Source organism: Leptospira mtsangambouensis (genome assembly GCF_004770475.1).
GTDB lineage: Bacteria > Spirochaetota > Leptospiria > Leptospirales > Leptospiraceae > Leptospira_A > Leptospira_A mtsangambouensis.
Window position 1 is genome coordinate 1,395,456 of record NZ_RQHK01000002.1, and the last position, 16,376, is coordinate 1,411,831.

Annotated in this window: 15 protein-coding genes; all 15 read left to right on the top strand. The window is 33.1% G+C overall.

Annotated elements, in window-relative coordinates; all coding sequences use genetic code 11:
* Positions 1 to 93 precede the first annotated feature (93 nt).
* Entirely contained in the window at positions 94 to 813 is a 720-nt protein-coding gene (locus EHR01_RS06525; RefSeq protein ID WP_135693837.1) for a hypothetical protein, read from the top strand.
* 586 nt (positions 814 to 1,399) lie between these two features.
* Positions 1,400 to 2,011, top strand: coding sequence for a YajG family lipoprotein (locus tag EHR01_RS06530; protein WP_135693838.1), 612 nt, complete (start codon positions 1,400 to 1,402; stop codon positions 2,009 to 2,011).
* Positions 2,012 to 2,352: 341 nt separating this feature from the next.
* Positions 2,353 to 3,144 carry a hypothetical protein gene (locus EHR01_RS06535; protein WP_135693839.1) on the top strand — a complete coding sequence of 264 codons (792 nt, stop codon included), beginning with the start codon at positions 2,353 to 2,355 and terminating at the stop codon, positions 3,142 to 3,144.
* A 217-nt stretch (positions 3,145 to 3,361) separates the two neighbouring features.
* Positions 3,362 to 3,967, top strand: a complete 606-nt coding sequence (locus EHR01_RS06540; RefSeq protein ID WP_135693840.1) for a hypothetical protein — start codon at positions 3,362 to 3,364, stop codon at positions 3,965 to 3,967.
* Positions 3,968 to 4,222: 255 nt separating this feature from the next.
* Entirely contained in the window at positions 4,223 to 4,888 is a 666-nt protein-coding gene (locus EHR01_RS06545) for a hypothetical protein (RefSeq protein WP_135693841.1), read from the top strand.
* A gap of 207 nt (positions 4,889 to 5,095) precedes the next feature.
* Entirely contained in the window at positions 5,096 to 5,860 is a 765-nt protein-coding gene (locus EHR01_RS06550; RefSeq protein ID WP_135693842.1) for a hypothetical protein, read from the top strand.
* Positions 5,857 to 6,276, top strand: a complete 420-nt coding sequence (locus EHR01_RS06555) for a hypothetical protein (RefSeq protein ID WP_135693843.1) — start codon at positions 5,857 to 5,859, stop codon at positions 6,274 to 6,276. Before EHR01_RS06550 ends, EHR01_RS06555 begins: the two co-directional genes overlap by 4 nt.
* Positions 6,277 to 6,895: 619 nt before the next feature.
* On the top strand, positions 6,896 to 8,575 hold the full coding sequence (locus EHR01_RS06565; RefSeq protein WP_135693845.1) for a DUF262 domain-containing protein: 1,680 nt from the start codon (positions 6,896 to 6,898) through the stop codon (positions 8,573 to 8,575).
* Positions 8,576 to 8,916: 341 nt separating this feature from the next.
* Positions 8,917 to 9,198, top strand: a complete 282-nt coding sequence (locus tag EHR01_RS06570) for a type II toxin-antitoxin system RelE/ParE family toxin (protein WP_135693846.1) — start codon at positions 8,917 to 8,919, stop codon at positions 9,196 to 9,198.
* 11 nt (positions 9,199 to 9,209) lie between these two features.
* A complete protein-coding gene (locus EHR01_RS06575) occupies positions 9,210 to 9,515 on the top strand; it encodes a HigA family addiction module antitoxin (RefSeq protein ID WP_015679981.1) in 306 nt (101 codons plus the stop codon).
* 223 nt (positions 9,516 to 9,738) lie between these two features.
* The gene (locus tag EHR01_RS06580) at positions 9,739 to 10,686 is read left to right on the top strand and encodes a nucleotidyl cyclase domain-containing protein (protein WP_135693847.1); all 948 of its coding nucleotides are present in this window, start codon (positions 9,739 to 9,741) and stop codon (positions 10,684 to 10,686) included.
* A 285-nt stretch (positions 10,687 to 10,971) separates the two neighbouring features.
* Entirely contained in the window at positions 10,972 to 11,253 is a 282-nt protein-coding gene (locus EHR01_RS06585; protein WP_135693848.1) for a BrnT family toxin, read from the top strand.
* Positions 11,228 to 11,482 (top strand): CopG family transcriptional regulator, encoded by a 255-nt coding sequence (locus EHR01_RS19300; protein ID WP_244309988.1) that lies wholly within the window; start codon positions 11,228 to 11,230, stop codon positions 11,480 to 11,482. Before EHR01_RS06585 ends, EHR01_RS19300 begins: the two co-directional genes overlap by 26 nt.
* A 245-nt stretch (positions 11,483 to 11,727) precedes the next feature.
* Positions 11,728 to 13,158, top strand: a complete 1,431-nt coding sequence (locus tag EHR01_RS06595) for a hypothetical protein (RefSeq protein ID WP_135693849.1) — start codon at positions 11,728 to 11,730, stop codon at positions 13,156 to 13,158.
* A gap of 1,230 nt (positions 13,159 to 14,388) precedes the next feature.
* The gene (locus EHR01_RS06600) at positions 14,389 to 15,843 is read left to right on the top strand and encodes an SMI1/KNR4 family protein (RefSeq protein WP_135693850.1); all 1,455 of its coding nucleotides are present in this window, start codon (positions 14,389 to 14,391) and stop codon (positions 15,841 to 15,843) included.
* Positions 15,844 to 16,376 lie beyond the last annotated feature (533 nt).

Sequence of the window (16,376 nt, forward strand, 5' to 3'; positions counted from 1 at the left end):
CTAACGTCCCGTTCGGGACTCAGGGTCAGGGAACGTCGTCTCCCCTAGTTCGTTAAGCGAAATTGTATAAATTTAATTTATTAAGGAAAAATAATGAAATTAGTAAAATTAATTCTAATCATAGCAGCTTTCACAACAAACTTAAATGCTCAAGAGGCAGAATACGAAAAATTAGAAAAAATAACTTCAATGGGAAATCTAGAAAATTTTATAACATTCTATTACACAAGTCCTAAACCAAAACTAGTTCCCAATGCAATACTATTTATTCGTGACAAAAATCTTACCTCTAATTCTAACTTAGAAAGACATTTTGTACCTTTTTTTGGTGAAGTTTTCAAGAACAACGAAGAAAATATTCCGATTTGGTTCGAATCTTTAACTAAGCTATCTGACGACGATATTTTTATATTTTCACAAGCTTTACTTTGGAGTGATTCAAAGTATTCAAAATTAACTATAGAGAATCTTCTAAAAAAGACAAAAAATAAAGAACTTATCAATTCAATTAATAATATTTCAAATGAGATGAAGCCAATGAACCTCCTAGAGGTAGAAATCTCATCTGCCGAACAACTTGATATGCTATGGAATTCCTTCTTTGCTACTGGTAATGAAAAATTTATTGAAAAAATTTTATTAACAAGTGAAATTGCTAATAAACCATTAAATCAAATAATAATTTCTCAAACTGCACGATGGTCAATTAAAGCAAACTCAAAAGTTCATACTAAAGTTCGTGATTTTTGTAATAAAAATAAAAAGAATTACAGCGAGAATATAAACTTATTCTTACAATCTATTAGTGAATAATATACAACTTCGCTTAACAGCAACTAACCGCTTCACTTCGGGACTTGCGCCCTCGTTCGGTCTGCGACACATAGGCTTCTGGCACTCCTCTTGCTTACGCAAGCGTCGTGCCAGTCCCTAACGTCCCGTCCGGGACTCAGGGTCAGCCTACGTCGGTTAGTCTAATTCGTTAATTGCAATTGGTCAGTCTGTAGAAGAAAACGCGCAAATTTTTTTAGTGTGAGTGTGTCGATTCCAGCTAGAAAAAAAATACAAGGCTGTGTTAATCCTTTTACGGGCGTTAAAGGATTTCTGCATTTTTAAGAGATAAAAGAAAATTTGCGCTCGATTCTGTTGGCTTGCGATAGAAATTTCATTACATACGGACCAACTGCAATTAACAACGGTTTCTCGCTTCGCTTGGGACCTTTTCCGCTCGTTACGGACTTCTGTTTCGCTGCGCTGAAGTCCTGCTCTTCGCGGGGCCCGCGCTCGGCCTAAAGGCAAATTCCGTGTCTCGCTAACGCCTCCGCAGGAGGCTCAGCGACACGGAACTTCGAGAATCCTAGTTCGTTATGCGCTATAGCGAAAACTAAACTTAAAACAAATGAATTTAAGTAGATTTAAACAAATAATACATTTAATAATTTCTCTAATAAACTTAGGATGTATTCTTACGAGTAAAACCTTCGAATATAAATACGAAAACCCTATTTATTCTGAAAAAACTAACAAGAATATAACCATTTCAGTAAATTATTCTGAAAGTTACAAAAGTTTTTCCAGAAACAAAATTACTTTTCAAGGAATATTTAAAGATGGATTCGGAATCGAAAGGGGATATATCTTCATTAATCCTCAGGCAGAGGAAATCGTAAAAAATCTTTTTATTACCGAACTCAAAAATTCTGGATTTACTATTACTAATCTACCGTCCAATGATAATCCGGAAATTGAAATTCAAGTAAACCAAATGTTCATTGAACCCGAAGTAGGTTTCTTTGTGATCGATGCAATAGCTGTTATAGACATAAATATTTTTGTTCATTTTAAAAATAAGTCATTCAACAGAAGATTTAAGGCAATCGGCGAAGCTACTATATTATTGCAACCTGATTATTTCTACCAATTAGCTCTAGATAGGAGTATGAAAAATCTTGCTTTAAAAACCATACCAGAAGTAATCTCTCTCATTCAGGACGAACAAAAGGACTTTTAAATATGTTTAAAATGTATATGACAATAAGTTTTTGTTTTTTCTTTTCAAGTTGTTTATATAACTTAAAATATATCAATAAAATCGATGAAACAGAAAAGAATTGGAAAACTGAAGAAAAAAAGAGATAATAAATACGCTACAGCGCATAACAGCGACTAACCGCTTCACTTCGGGACTTACGCCCTCGTTCGGTCTACGACACATAGGCTTTTGTCACTTCTCTTGCTTACGCAAGCGTCGTGCCAATCCCTAACGTCCCGTTCGGGACTCAGGGTCAGCCTACGTCGGTTAGTCTAATTCGTTATACGAAATTGCTAAATTTAAACATTAAGAAAAATAAAATGATTAAACACCAAAAAATATATTTTTTCCTTACAATTCTTATATTTCCGATATCAATAAATTCAAAAACGATTTATACAAAAGAATATAAGATTCCACCAATGAGAATTTCATACTCTGATTTACAAAATCTACTTAATCGCATAGATTCATTAAAAGACAATGCACAAGTAACTAAAAGCAATACTTATGAAACAATGTTAATGAAAAATAAAGAACATTCAATAACTATAGAAAATTCAAATATCATACCTCTCGAATCAAATATACCTGATCAAATTAATAGCTTTTCATACAATTATTTTGTATCAGGAGATGCATCTATTAGCCGTATAGATTTAAATTTTGATGAATATTCAAGAACATTAAAAATATCAGGTAGTTCGCCAAATAAAGTTGATGCTGCTTTCTACGTTTTAGTAAATGATATTGATAAATTATCATCTAACATTGGCGGTTACATATTTATGATGATGATTAAAACGCTTTGCATAATAATCCTTTCTGGTCTAGTTTACTTTATTCTCGCAATTTATAAAAAACTTTCAAAATATTCTCTACTAGGAATCTCCCTATTTTTAACCTTGGTCACATATATAATATTTTTCTCTCCACTAGATCAACTATTTTCAGGCTTTTCAGCAATAAAAGGTGACGCGCAATTTTTAGTAAGGTATGGCCCTATTATTTCTTTCCTTGGATTATTAACGAGTCTATTTCCAATCTATAATCCTTTTAAAGAAATCGTCCAATTAATTAAAGATGGAAAATTAATCATTGAAATCAAATAATTTAATTTATCTAAACGCAACTTCGTATAACAGCAACTAACCGCTTCGCTTCGGGACTTCCGCCCTCGCTCGGTCTGCGACACATTGGCTTCTGGCACTCCCCTTGCCTACGCAAGTGTCGTGGCCAGTCCCTAACGTCCCGTTCCGGGACTCAGGGCACAGCCTACGTCGGTTAGTCTAGTTCGTTATACGCAATATTGCAAAATTTGATTTCTATATGAAAATAAAAATCTCAATAATTTTTTTGACGTTTTTAATAACTTGCAGCATTACAAAACGCAATTTCAATAAATTGAACACACATCATTTAAGGAATATCGATAGCAATATTAATGACTACGTAATTCATTTAGGTATCCTAGGGTACATAAAGACCAAAAACGAATCTGGAAATATATACAGAGGTATTATTAATTCTTTAAAAAGTTGCCAAATTATTAACAAAAGAATAAGTTTATATATTGGATTTTCCAAATTTTTAAATAATTCGTCTGAAACTCTTGAAATCCTGTCAGATAATGTAATGACTAAAAATATAAATAGAATTGATCTTCATTTTAAATTTGATGATGAACAAAATATTAAAAATTATAATTCTATTTCAAAAATTAATTCTGAGAATTTAGATTCAAAAAAATATGAAACAACACTACTCAACTACAATCTTTATCATTATTCAATTTCAAACCCGATAATAAATTTCGAATTTATTGAAAATTACACGTATGTTGCTCCTCGTTTAGAAAAAGATGCGTTAGAAGAGTATTTTGATTTCGGAAAACTAATTGGAAGAGAGTTATGCGTGGCATTAAAAAATATTTAATAATGCAATACTGCGTATAACAGCGACTAACCGCTTCACTTCGGGTCTTGCGCCCTCGTTCGGTCTACGACACATAGGCTTTTGTCACTCCTCTTGCCTACGCAAGCGTCGTGCCAATCCCTAACGTCCCGTCCGGGACTCAGGGCACAGCCTACGTCGGTTAGTCTAGTTCGTTATACGACATTTCAAAAAATGAAATTTTTACAAATATTATTTATACTCTTAACTGCAAACCTAATATATGCAGAAAATTCTGTGTCTGCAACTCTCAGAAATGATAAAGTACCTTTATTTTCGAAACCAAATTTAAATTCTTTAAAACTAAAATATCTAGATAATTCAATTAATTATAGAATCCGTCTTTTAAAAGTAAATACAGGAAATCAAACCATTCAAAATGGTATTTGGGTTAATTTGATCGAACCAAAAGGTTGGGTTTTCTCCAAATACATCAATATAGAATTAGAAAATGATGCGAATTGTTCGGAAAAGTTTACACTACCTGCAAAATTGAATTTTGGAAGTTTTGATATAATACTATTAAATGAAAATATTCTTTTTCTATCGTCTTTTGAACTAGGAAGTTCTTTTAATCAACAAATCGGATACTGGAATTGGAATAACAATTCAATTGAAGGAAAAATCTCATTTAACGATTCCACTCTAGTTGATTGTTTAAACATCTGTTATGAAAACGAAAATAATTCTTCATGTAAAAAGAATTGTAAAGACGAGACAAGAAATGAATTCGGAAAAACAAATGTTACGGCAAATATAATTTTTCTTATAGAATTTAACAAAAAAAACAAAACATTAAAATTCAAAGATATTAATGAATCAAATATTACTAAAAAATCCTACTTACAATATTTAGGATTTGAAAAGAATAAAATATACAAAGCAGAGTGCTTGGACATTTGAAACGTCGTATAACAGCATCTTCCCGCTACGTTTCGGCACAAGGCCTCACTCGGCCTACGGCAAATTCCCTTCCGTCACGCTTCTCGCTCCGCAAGAAGACGCGCCGACGCCAACGCCTCCTACAGAGGCTCGGCTACAGGGAACTTCGGGAAGACTAGTTCGTTATGCGAAATGTCATAATAAATATTTAATTAACATGGAGTTTACATGGAAAAGCATGATTACAATTTAACAAAAATTTTTAAATACATTAACAGGCGAACAATTGGTCTCAGATTCCCAGGTGGAAGACATGATATACTAAATAAATTCGGTGTTTTATTTGATTTACTAAATAAAGAAGGTAATAACTGGAACCAGTCAATGAGTGTCGAAAGTGGAAGTCAGCTAATTAATTTCTTTGATTTTAAAAGAAAAGATAACAAAGAAAGTCTATTCATTTCTACCAGTCGAATAGGTTTCACATACTCAGAATTATTAAAGAAAGATAATGATACGAAACTGGATTTTAAACAAAAAATCGAAAATTTCAATGAAATCTATGAAAAACTAATCCAAGTATTCGATTATTTAAAATTTGATCGATTCGGTGTTTACTTTGAAATTCCGCTTACTCTAAAAGATATTAACGAATTTACTAAATTGGAAATATTTAGATGGTTCTCAGGTTATAATTATACTATTGACCAATTTGAAGAAATAAATACTAGGTTCGGAATTATTCTAAATAAAAAAAATGAAGAAAATTTTGATAAAATAATTTTAAACTTATCAAAGGTGTTAGACCCAAATGATATAAAATCAGAAATAAAATATCTTCTGACTATTGATTATCAAGAGTATTTTCCAACAGTAGAATTGCGAAGTTCAACAGAATTACTTAAATTCCTGTCTGAAAAATTCGAAGACAACTATGATAAATTATTTACTTACATTTCGAATCTTTGCTTGCTTGAGGAAAATTCAAAATGAAGACAAATCCGAGTGATAGCGGGCCTGCGAGCAGTTACCAACAATACTCAAGCGATAGCACTAAACCAAATATAAATCAAAATTCGCCAACTTTGAATGAAGCTGCAGTAGTAACATTGATTAATAATATTGAAACAATAAAGAGTGATATTAAAGATGTGAAATTTAAAGTAAACCACGATCCAAAAAGTTATCTTTCAGAAATATCAATCGGAGTTATAAGTAGCTTTCTCGTTTCTGTTATTTTTTTATTAATAACATCAAATCTAGGAAAAGAATCAGTAAATTTTTATGGCATAACAATACCAACAATTTTCCTCCTTGTATTCGGTATGATAATTGCCTCTGGCATAACCTATTTCTTAACAAAAGAAACTGATAAAAAGAAAAAAATCAGGAAAAAAAGTAATAAGTGACACTTCGCATAACAGCGCGGAAACGCTGCGCTTCGGCACTTACGGCCTCGCTTGGTCTGCGACACATTCCCTTTCTGTCACTCGTTTGCATCCGCAAACTACGTGCCAGTCCCTAACGTCCCGTTTACGGGACTCAGGGTCAGGGAACGTCGTCTCCCCTAGTTCGTTAATTGCAATTGGTCAATCAGTAGAAGAAAACGCGCAAATTTTTTTATGTGAATGTTGTCGATTCCGGCTAGAAGAAATACAACGCTGTGTTACTCCATTTACGCTTCTTAAAAGATTTGTTCTTTCTAAGAAATAAGAGAAAATTTGCGCTCAAAAGTGTTGGCTTGCGATAGAAAATTCATTAAATACGGACCAACTGCAATTAACAACGGTTTCTCGCTTCGCTTGGGACCTTATCCGCTCGTTACGGACTTCTGTTTCGCTACGCTGAAGTCCTACTCTTCGCGGGGCCCGCGCTTGGCCTACGGCAAATTCCCTTCCGTCACGCTTCTTGCCCAGCAAGAAGTCGCGCCGACGCCAACGCCTCCTTCAGAGGCTCGGCTACAGGGAACTTCGAGAAGCCTAGTTCGTTATGCGTAATTAGTGCAAATTAAAAAATGAACAAATTAAAATGAATAGAATAGATAAATCACAAATCGATATCAAAGGTATAGGAAAAGTACTTTCAGAAGGTAAACTAAGTGTTCCACCATTCCAAAGATCCTATTCATGGGAAGAAAAACAAATTAATGATTTATTTGAAGATATAAACGAATCGATATCTCATAAAAATGAAGACTATTTTCTCGGTTCGATTGTAGTATTACGAAAAGAAGATGGTCAAAGCGAAATTGTTGATGGGCAACAAAGAATTGCGACAACTTCTATTCTATTAACAGCTATCAGAGACATTCTAATTGAACTCGGAGACAACGTAAGAGCTGAAATTATTGAAAAAGATTATCTATTTTCAAGAGATATCGAAACATTAGAATTAATACAAAACCTTGAACTTAATACATACGATAATATATTCTATACTGAACACATTGTTTCAAGAGAAAAACGAAAACTAACTAGTTTCAACAAAGTTTCTCACGAGAAACTTTCCCTCGCATATAATATCGCACTTAAATTTATTAGAAAAGAAATTATCGGATCAAAAGAAAAGAATGAAAATATAGCAAAATGGATTACATTCATCAAAGAGAATGTAAAAGTAATTTGGATTCAAGTAGAAGATTATTCGTATGCGTATACAATTTTCGAAACGCTGAATGATAGAGGTTTAGTACTCACTGTTTCAGATTTATTGAAAAACCTATTGTTTTCTAAAGCTGGAAAAAAAATAAATTCTGTTCAATCAAATTGGATCGAGATGAATACCTATCTAGAAGCGATAGACAAAGAGAATCTGCTAGTGGATTTTATAAGACATTATTGGTCAACACAGGAGGGACTTACTCGACAAAGAGAATTATTTAGCAAAATAAAAAACAGAATTACAACAAGCAACGAAGCAACTCAACTTTCAGAAAATCTAGTTTTTGGATCTTACTATTATACTGCGTTACTCAACACTGATCACGAAGTTTGGGAAAAATATAACAATGAAACGAGAGAATCAATCTCAGTCCTAAAGATGCTTGGAATGCAACAAAATAGACCGTTACTCTTATCAATGCTACAGTGTTTTGACAAAAAGGAATTAGAACTTGCGGTTAGCAGACTATTATCCTGGACTATAAGGTTCATAGTGAGTGGAAGATTGGGAAGCTCTGGCCTTGAAATAAATTTTTCAGAAAAGGCAAAAATGATAACCGACAAAAAAATAAAAACAGCTGATTCTTTACTTGAAGAAATGAAGAAAATTATACCCTCTGATGAGGAATTTGAAAAAGCATTTTCAGTTTATTCTTCTAATAAACCAGAAGTCGCACGTTATTTATTAATATCATTAGAAAAAAATCTTAATGCAGAAAAAGAACCTGAACAAATTCCTAATCAAAACTCAGATCAAATAACACTCGAACATATTTTACCACAAAAAATGAGTAACAACTGGAATTACTTTTCAGAGGAAGATCATCAATTCTATTTCAGAAGAATTGGAAATCTTTGTTTATTAAAGAAAAGAAGCAACTCAATGCTGAGAGACGATTCATTTGGAAAGAAAAAAAGTGTTTATCAAACTTCTATGTTTAAACTTACAAATTCATTAGTACATTTATCTGAGTGGAATAAAGATTCAATAGATAAAAGGCAGTCCGAACTTGCTAAATTAGCGGTTAAAGCTTGGAAACTTAAATAGCACTAACTACGCATAACAGCGCGGAAACGCTGCGCTTCGGCACTTACGGCCTCGCTTGGGCTGCGCCACATTCCCTTTCTGTCACTCGTTTGCATCCGCAAACTCCGTGCCAGTCCCTAACGTCCCGTTCCGGGACTCAGGGTCAGGGAACGTCGTCTCCACTAGTTCGTTATACGACATGCTTGGAAGCTTAAATTACTAATTTTAAATCTGTCTGATACGTTTTAGCAAAGAAAAAACGAACAACTCATTTTTTCGAAATCTTTGTTCCATATAAAAATATCCTAAAATAATAAGTAATAGTGTTTGACGCCAGTATCCCGGTACACCAGTATTGATTTGTGATAAAATCCTTCAGAGACAAAGATACTGAAGCTATATGGAATGGTGCTCTATCTAAAAAATTTCCAAAGGAAATTCAAAGAACCGCTAGAAGAAAAATGATCCATATTGATAGTGCTAAAAATCTAGAGGATTTAAAAACACCACCAGGAAACAGACTGCACCAGCTTACTGATGACCGATCTGGACAACATTCAATAAGTATCAATATGAAATATAGAATCTGTTTCAATTGGAATAATGGTTCTGTCGAAAATGTGGAAATCATAGATTATCATTAAGGAGATTCTGTATGAATAAAGAACTTATGAACATTCATCCTGGGGAAATTCTATTAGAAGACTTTCTTAAACCTATGGAATTATCTGCTTACAAACTTGCGCAAAGTACTCTTATCGATCAAAAAAGAATTAGTGAAATTATACATGGGAAAAGAGCTATTACAGCAGATACAGCTCTGCGTTTCTCTAAATTCTTCGGAAATTCTCCTGAGTTCTGGCTCTCTATTCAAGCTCATTATGATTTAGAAATCAAACAATATGAATTGAAAAATGAGTTAAGAGCAATAAAAAAATATAAAGAGCTTAAAGCCAGTTAAAGCCAAGCGCGTCGTATAACAACGGGGAAACGCTGCGCTTCGGCACTTGCGGCCTCGCTTGGGCTGCGCCACATTCCCTTTCTGTCACTCGCTCGCATACGCAAGCTACGTGCCAGTCCCTAACGTCCCCTTCAGGGACTCAGGGTCAGGGAACGTCGTCTCCCCTAGTTCGTTATGCGAAATTTGATAAAATTTTCTCAAATCAATATTAAAGAGTAATATAATGGCAAAACATACTCCTCCACCACTAAATCCACCCAATTTAATAATTAGCAAAAGTGAAGCGAAATCATTAATTGAACAGAGGATTAGATCAGGAAAAACTCTACTGGAATTGCAGGTAAATTCAGATTCAGACTACGAAAATTTAAAAACAGAACATCAAAAGTGGACAAATTTTAATACAGAAATGTTTACTCGCATATTTGAAAATAAATATTATGTTGAAAAGTATGAGTGGTCAGAAGGTTTACTTGTATTAAAGATCAATTCGAATTTAACAGACAAAACCAATTTCACTAGAGAAAGACTTAAAAAACAAACTGCATATTTATCTTCATTTATTGAATCTCTAGAATTAATCCCTTCCACACAAAAGGAACAAATAGAAATAAGTCCATTTAATAGACAAAAAGATTTCACGAGCATCTCGGATGACTATATAAATAAAGACCCAGAAATAGAGACTATTTTTATTGATATAGTTGGTTTTTCGAAAAGGCAACACTTAGAAAGATTAACTGTAATCGAAAAATTAAATAAAATAGTAAAAAATTCAATACAAAAGTATAGCTTAGAAAGTCAATTTATCTTGCTACCTACTGGAGACGGTGTTGCAATATCAATACTTACTGAAAATGCCCTTGCTACTATAAACATTGCCTCGGAATTGAGAGCAAGTTTTCGAACTGAAACTATACCTGTTCGCATTGGAATAAACAAATCTAGAGATACCATTGTCAAAGATGTGAATGATCGAATTAATATTTCAGGTCCTGGCATTATTGGAGCACAAAGAATTATGGATTTTGCGAAAAGCTATAAAATCAATATTTCGGAGTCAGTCTATTTAACAATAAAGGATAGAAAAGACTCAAGTTTGTTTGGCGATCGTAAAGAAGAAAAGGATAAGCATAATAATTCTTGGATTTTTTATGAATACGAAGGTTAGCCTATCAAACTTCGCATAACAGCGACTAACCGCTTCACTTCGGGACTTACGCCCTCGTTCGGTCTACGACACATAGGCTTTTGGCACTCCTCTTGCTTACGCAAGCGTCGCACCAATCCCTAACGTCCCGTCCGGGACTCAGGGCACAGCCTACGTCGGTTAGTCTAATTCGTTATACGCAAGCCAGAAGAATCTATCCTTAGAATAAAAAATTCGAGACAAAGTCAAAAAATACAGTCAAATATATGTATTGACATACATACGACTAGTGTATAGAATTTAACTGTGGAGTTTGAATGGGATTCTAAGAAAAATCAGGAAAATTTAGAAAAGCACGGGGTTGACTTTTATACGGCACAACTTGCTTTTCTGGATAACAACAGAATCATTTCGAAAGATATTTTGCATACAACTGAATCAGAAGAACGCTTCTTTTGTTTCGGTTTAATTCCAGACGGAATTATTACAGTGCGCTTTACATTAAGAGGAAAAAATATCAGAATTTTTGGTGCTGGGTTCTGGAGAGAGGGAAAAAAACTTTATGAAAAAGAAAACAATTTATACTAAAACCCCGAATAACATTTCGAAAGCTATCAATTCTTCTCTAGTTGTGGATGATTTTCTACCTCCTCCTGATAAGTTAATTATTAAAGAAGATAACTCAAAAGTTACAATATTACTAAGCAAAAAAAGCATTAGTTTTTTCAAAGACCAGTCTAAGAAATCCGGTGTTCCGTATCAATCTATGATCAAAAAGGTTTTAGATTTATATGCGGATAAATTTGCTCACAAGTAAGATTAAATATAATCAAGAATTTATATTCTAAAAAAAACTACCTATACATTCTGGCCAGCGTATAACTACCGCTAACCACTTCGCTTCGGCACTTCCGGCCTCGCTCGGCCTGCGGCACATAGGCTTCTGGCACTCCTCTTGCTTACGCAAGCGTCGTTCCAGTCCCTAACGTCCCATGCGGGACTCAGGGCCAGCCTACGTCGGTTAGCTGAGTTCGTTATGCGACATACATGAATAAAACTAAAATGGAACAATACTACTTTCAATTTTCTTACTTTGAAACATCTCCTACCTCACTTACCTATCCAACTCTTGAATTTGTTGAATCTTGTGGATGTGAGGGCGAGGACTTATTAAAAAATGATTCAATAATTTTTGTAGATTCAAATTCATTAGGAAATTTCAAAAATGGAAAATTTATTTTCAAACTGAATTTACTAAAACTATTATCAAAAAATACGAAAAGATCATATTCAAACATTCGAAAGAGTCTATTGGATAAAATGGTATTAATTGCCATTAACCCTGAAACGTCAAAAAACCACTTCTCCATTGATATTTTCTTAAAAAAACTAGGATATGCCGAAATTCAAAAAATATATATCTTAAATCAAAGCTTTACTTCGATAAGAAACAATTTAAGCTTCGATAAACAAATCTATTTCAGAAATTGTAAGATAGAACACTTTGAGTCATACATGGAAAGTATAGAGAATAATTTATATTTTGAAAATTCCAAAATAGGCTACTTTAAACATTCAAATGAATCAAATAACCAAACCTTAAGAATGAAAAACTGTTCAATTGATTACCTAGATACTACAGCACAAAACATATTCTTGGAAAATATTTCCGGATTAAGCCTTTTTCTTTTTAAGGCAAAAAACATTTCAAATTTAACAATCCAAAATGTCTCCATCAAATTCTCTAAAGAAAAAATTATAAAATACCTATATTTTGATTCATCATTAAATCTAATAACCAAAAAAATACCAAAAGAATATAACTTATTTGAAAAATTCTTATACTTCTATTTTAGAAAACCTGAACAATATATTCCAGGAGAAGTTCTCTTTCTGATTCCATATGAAACGAAACTATCATTTAAAAGTATCATCAATAAATTTAAAAATAAAATAAGCTTCTTTAAACCAAGAATCTACGCAGAAGAAATTGGAGATGGAAAATATACATATCGAGAAGACCCGAAAATTGAAAAAAGCAGTTTAGGATTTGCCTACAATCAGTCAATATTAATTAAATCAATCAACGAAATTTCCTCCACATTAACAGACTATAAAATCAAAGAAAGTTTAATAAATTATCACCATTACTTTAGCTCTAGAAATAATTATTGGAGGCAATTACTATATTTCTTACATGCCGGATATCGTCGATTCAAAAGACCTTTATTTTTTTTAATCATTTCCATAACCATAAATACTTTTTTAATAAATTTAATACGAAATGATTTCAGTGATGGGCTACATTCAATTTATTTCAATTTTAATATCATAAGTTATTTTGAAAAAGTGTTTTTTAAAAACCTGAACTTCAACTTCAATTTTTTTTTAAGATTAAATTCACTAATACTAGAATCTTTAAATTTCTATTTAATATTCTGTTTAACAATATACGTCAAAGAACTAATCAGCTTCCCAAAGAAATACGAATAGAATGTACGTCGCATAACAGCGTGTTACCGCTACGCTTCGGCACTACGGCCTCGCTCGGGCTACGCCAAATTCCCCTTCTGGCATTCGCCTTGCCTTCGCAAGCTACATGCCAGTCCCTAACGTCCCGTCTCCGGGACTCAGGGTCGGGAAACGTCGAGTAGACTAGTTCGTTATACGCCATTTGTTAATAAAATTGTAAACAAGATCCAAATATAGATTAAATGATAATTTCAATTTTTGTCTCTTTCATACTTTCTTTTCTATTTCTTTTTCTAACCATTATCAGTGCACAAACAGAACAAATAAATGGTGAAAAGTATTACATAATACCTGGAATCTATTGTATTTCTAAATTACAGGAAAACCTTCAAAAAGATGAGATTGAAACTTGCGGTACTTCAACTATTAACCGAAAAAAATACGTCGGCTATAAAAAAAGAATTATCATATTTCCCCAATCAATAAAAACTATTAACGAAGAAAACACACTGGATCTTAACAACGTCACTTTTACGTTGACAATATTTTTCTTTTTCTCTGCCGTAATCCTTATAGTATATTTAAATATCTAGAAAATAATGAAAACCGAGAAAACCATATTCCCCTTATACTTATTAAAATTATTTAAATCTATCATTTTAAAAAAGAAACAAAACTCCATACGAAGCTACTTTCTTTTCATACTTCTTATTTACATTGGAATTCATTTAACTTTCGGATATGAATCTCGTCTTTATTATGATTGCTTTCCAATAGCATTCTGTAAAAACTTCATTATTTTGCAGCTTAGAGTATTTTGGATTCTAAATTTCTTAGTTCTATTTTCCTTTCTATACTTTAAAAATCTATCTATATTAATTTCAACAATTCCCTTCGCGATATTTTATATTTTAAGTAAGTTCAATGATCCTTATTTTGACAAAATAAATATTTCCGATGTAATTGTTTGGGGACTAATATCGCTCTTTGGCACTTTCGAAAAAATAAAAAGCCACGCTAAACTCATTTTCGAAATAAATTAAATGGAAGCGTTATCATTAACAAACGGCGTATAACAGCGACTAACCGCTTCACTTCGGGACTTACGCCCTCGTTCGGTCTACGACACATAGGCTTTTGGCACTCCTCTTGTTTGCGCAAGCCTCGTGCCAATCCCTAACGTCCCTTCCGGGACTCAGGGCACAGCCTACGTCGGTTAGTCTAGTTCGTTATGCGCAATAAATTAAACTAATGAAATACAAAGAAATATTATCCTTCAATTTTAAACTTTTAGAGCAAAAAGATAGCTTAGATTTTTCCAGAAAATTTTATTCCGATCTAGGCTTGAAAAACTATAGTACTTATTGGGCACTTCTTGATATTAACTCAGATAAGTTTAACAGTTTTTATTCTTTAGCTAAAATATACTTAAATAATAAGGTAGCAAATTTTTATGGATTTTGCACTCTCACACAATCGTATATTGACAACGAAGATGTTGAATGGTATGAATTAGTCTCATCTTCTCTAGTTCACGATCTTATTTCCGCTTCTAAATTTAATCATTTGTATCCTGAAGGGAAAATTTATAAATTTCCTGAGACTGAAAACATTGTAGACTCTATATATTACTCTCTCTTCTTCTCTCAAAAACTTCAAAGATTTATAATTGAAAAAAATTTCTCAGGAATTAAATTTCTGTGGCTAAGTGATACAGGAAAATATAAGGCAAAAAATTGGTTTATACCTGTTGCAGAAATTCCTATCGGAAAAGGTGTAGATCATGATTGGTTTGATATAAACCAACTTGTGAATATTGACAATGAAATAGCCACAAATGAAGCTTATAGAAATGGTATTAGTAATTTTTCCAATAAACATTTAAAAAAAGATCTTAAATTCACAAATGAAAATCATACCTTGCTATTTGAATTATTCGAAAATTCAGACCTAACAATATTGTCAACGAGACGATATTTAAAACAGCACTTACCAGAAACTGATTTCGCCTTCGGTTGGGATACAGTTGTTGGAAAAGACAGAAGGAGAACACTCTTTATCAATAAAAAAGTAGCATTTGAGCTTTTAAAAGAAAACTTAATAAAAAAGGAAAACCTTAAACCAATTGAAATTTTAGACCAGCCTCCTTACGGAATTGAAAATTTGGATATTGAAGCAAAATTTCCAACTCCACTATATACTCAATCTGAATTTGAAATAGTAAAAAAATATTCAATTCAATGCTATGAAAAATATCTAAAGAAAGAAAAACCAGCTCTCTCTATTAAATTTGAAGACTCATTAAAAAAACTAAAGAAATATCTTAAATCAAATGGAGAAAATCATCCAACCGGCTTAAAGAAAACAATTCCGAATATACCAGCTGAAATAATTGATATATTAAAAATATCCAACGGACCGGAATTAGATTCAGAAGTAATAATAATGTCAGATCAAGAGTTACCTGAGTTTAATAACGAAATAAATAAAAATTTTGAAAATTATGATTTCGAAAATTATGAAACAAACGAGCTTTTCCACTTCGCAAAAAGTATCAACGGGGATTGGTATTCTTTCAATTTAGATCCAAAATCCAATGAATTTAATTTTATATTACGTTTTAGTCACGAAGAACTTGCACCAATTGAGAAATGGAAAAATTTTGCAGAATTTTTAAATGAAATAATTAATGGATATTTTGACTAATTTACTGCGCATAACAGCATCTTCCCGCTACGTTTCGGCACAAGGCCTCACTCGGCCTACGGCAAATTCCCTTCCGTCACGCTTCTTGCTTCGCAAGAAGTCGCGCCGACGCCAACGCCTCCTTCAGAGGCTCGGCTACAGGGAACTTCGGGAAGACTAGTTCGTTAATTGCAATTGGTCAGTCAGTATAAAAAAGCGCGCAAATTTTTTATGTGAGTGTTGTCGATTTCAGCTAGAAGAAATACAACGCTGTGTTACTCCATTTACGCGTGTTAAAGAATTTGTGCTTTTAAGAATTAAGAGAAAATTTGCGCTCGAATTTGTTGGCTTGCGATAGAAATTTCATTAAATACGGACCAACTGCAATTAACAACGGTTTCTCGCTTCGCTTGGGTCCTTATCCGCTCGTTACGGACTTCTGTTTCGCTACGCTGAAGTCCTACTCTTCGCGGGGCCCGCGCTTGGCCTACGGCAAATTCCCTTCCGTCACGTTTCTTGCATTGCAAGAAAGCGCGCCGACGCCAACGCCTCCT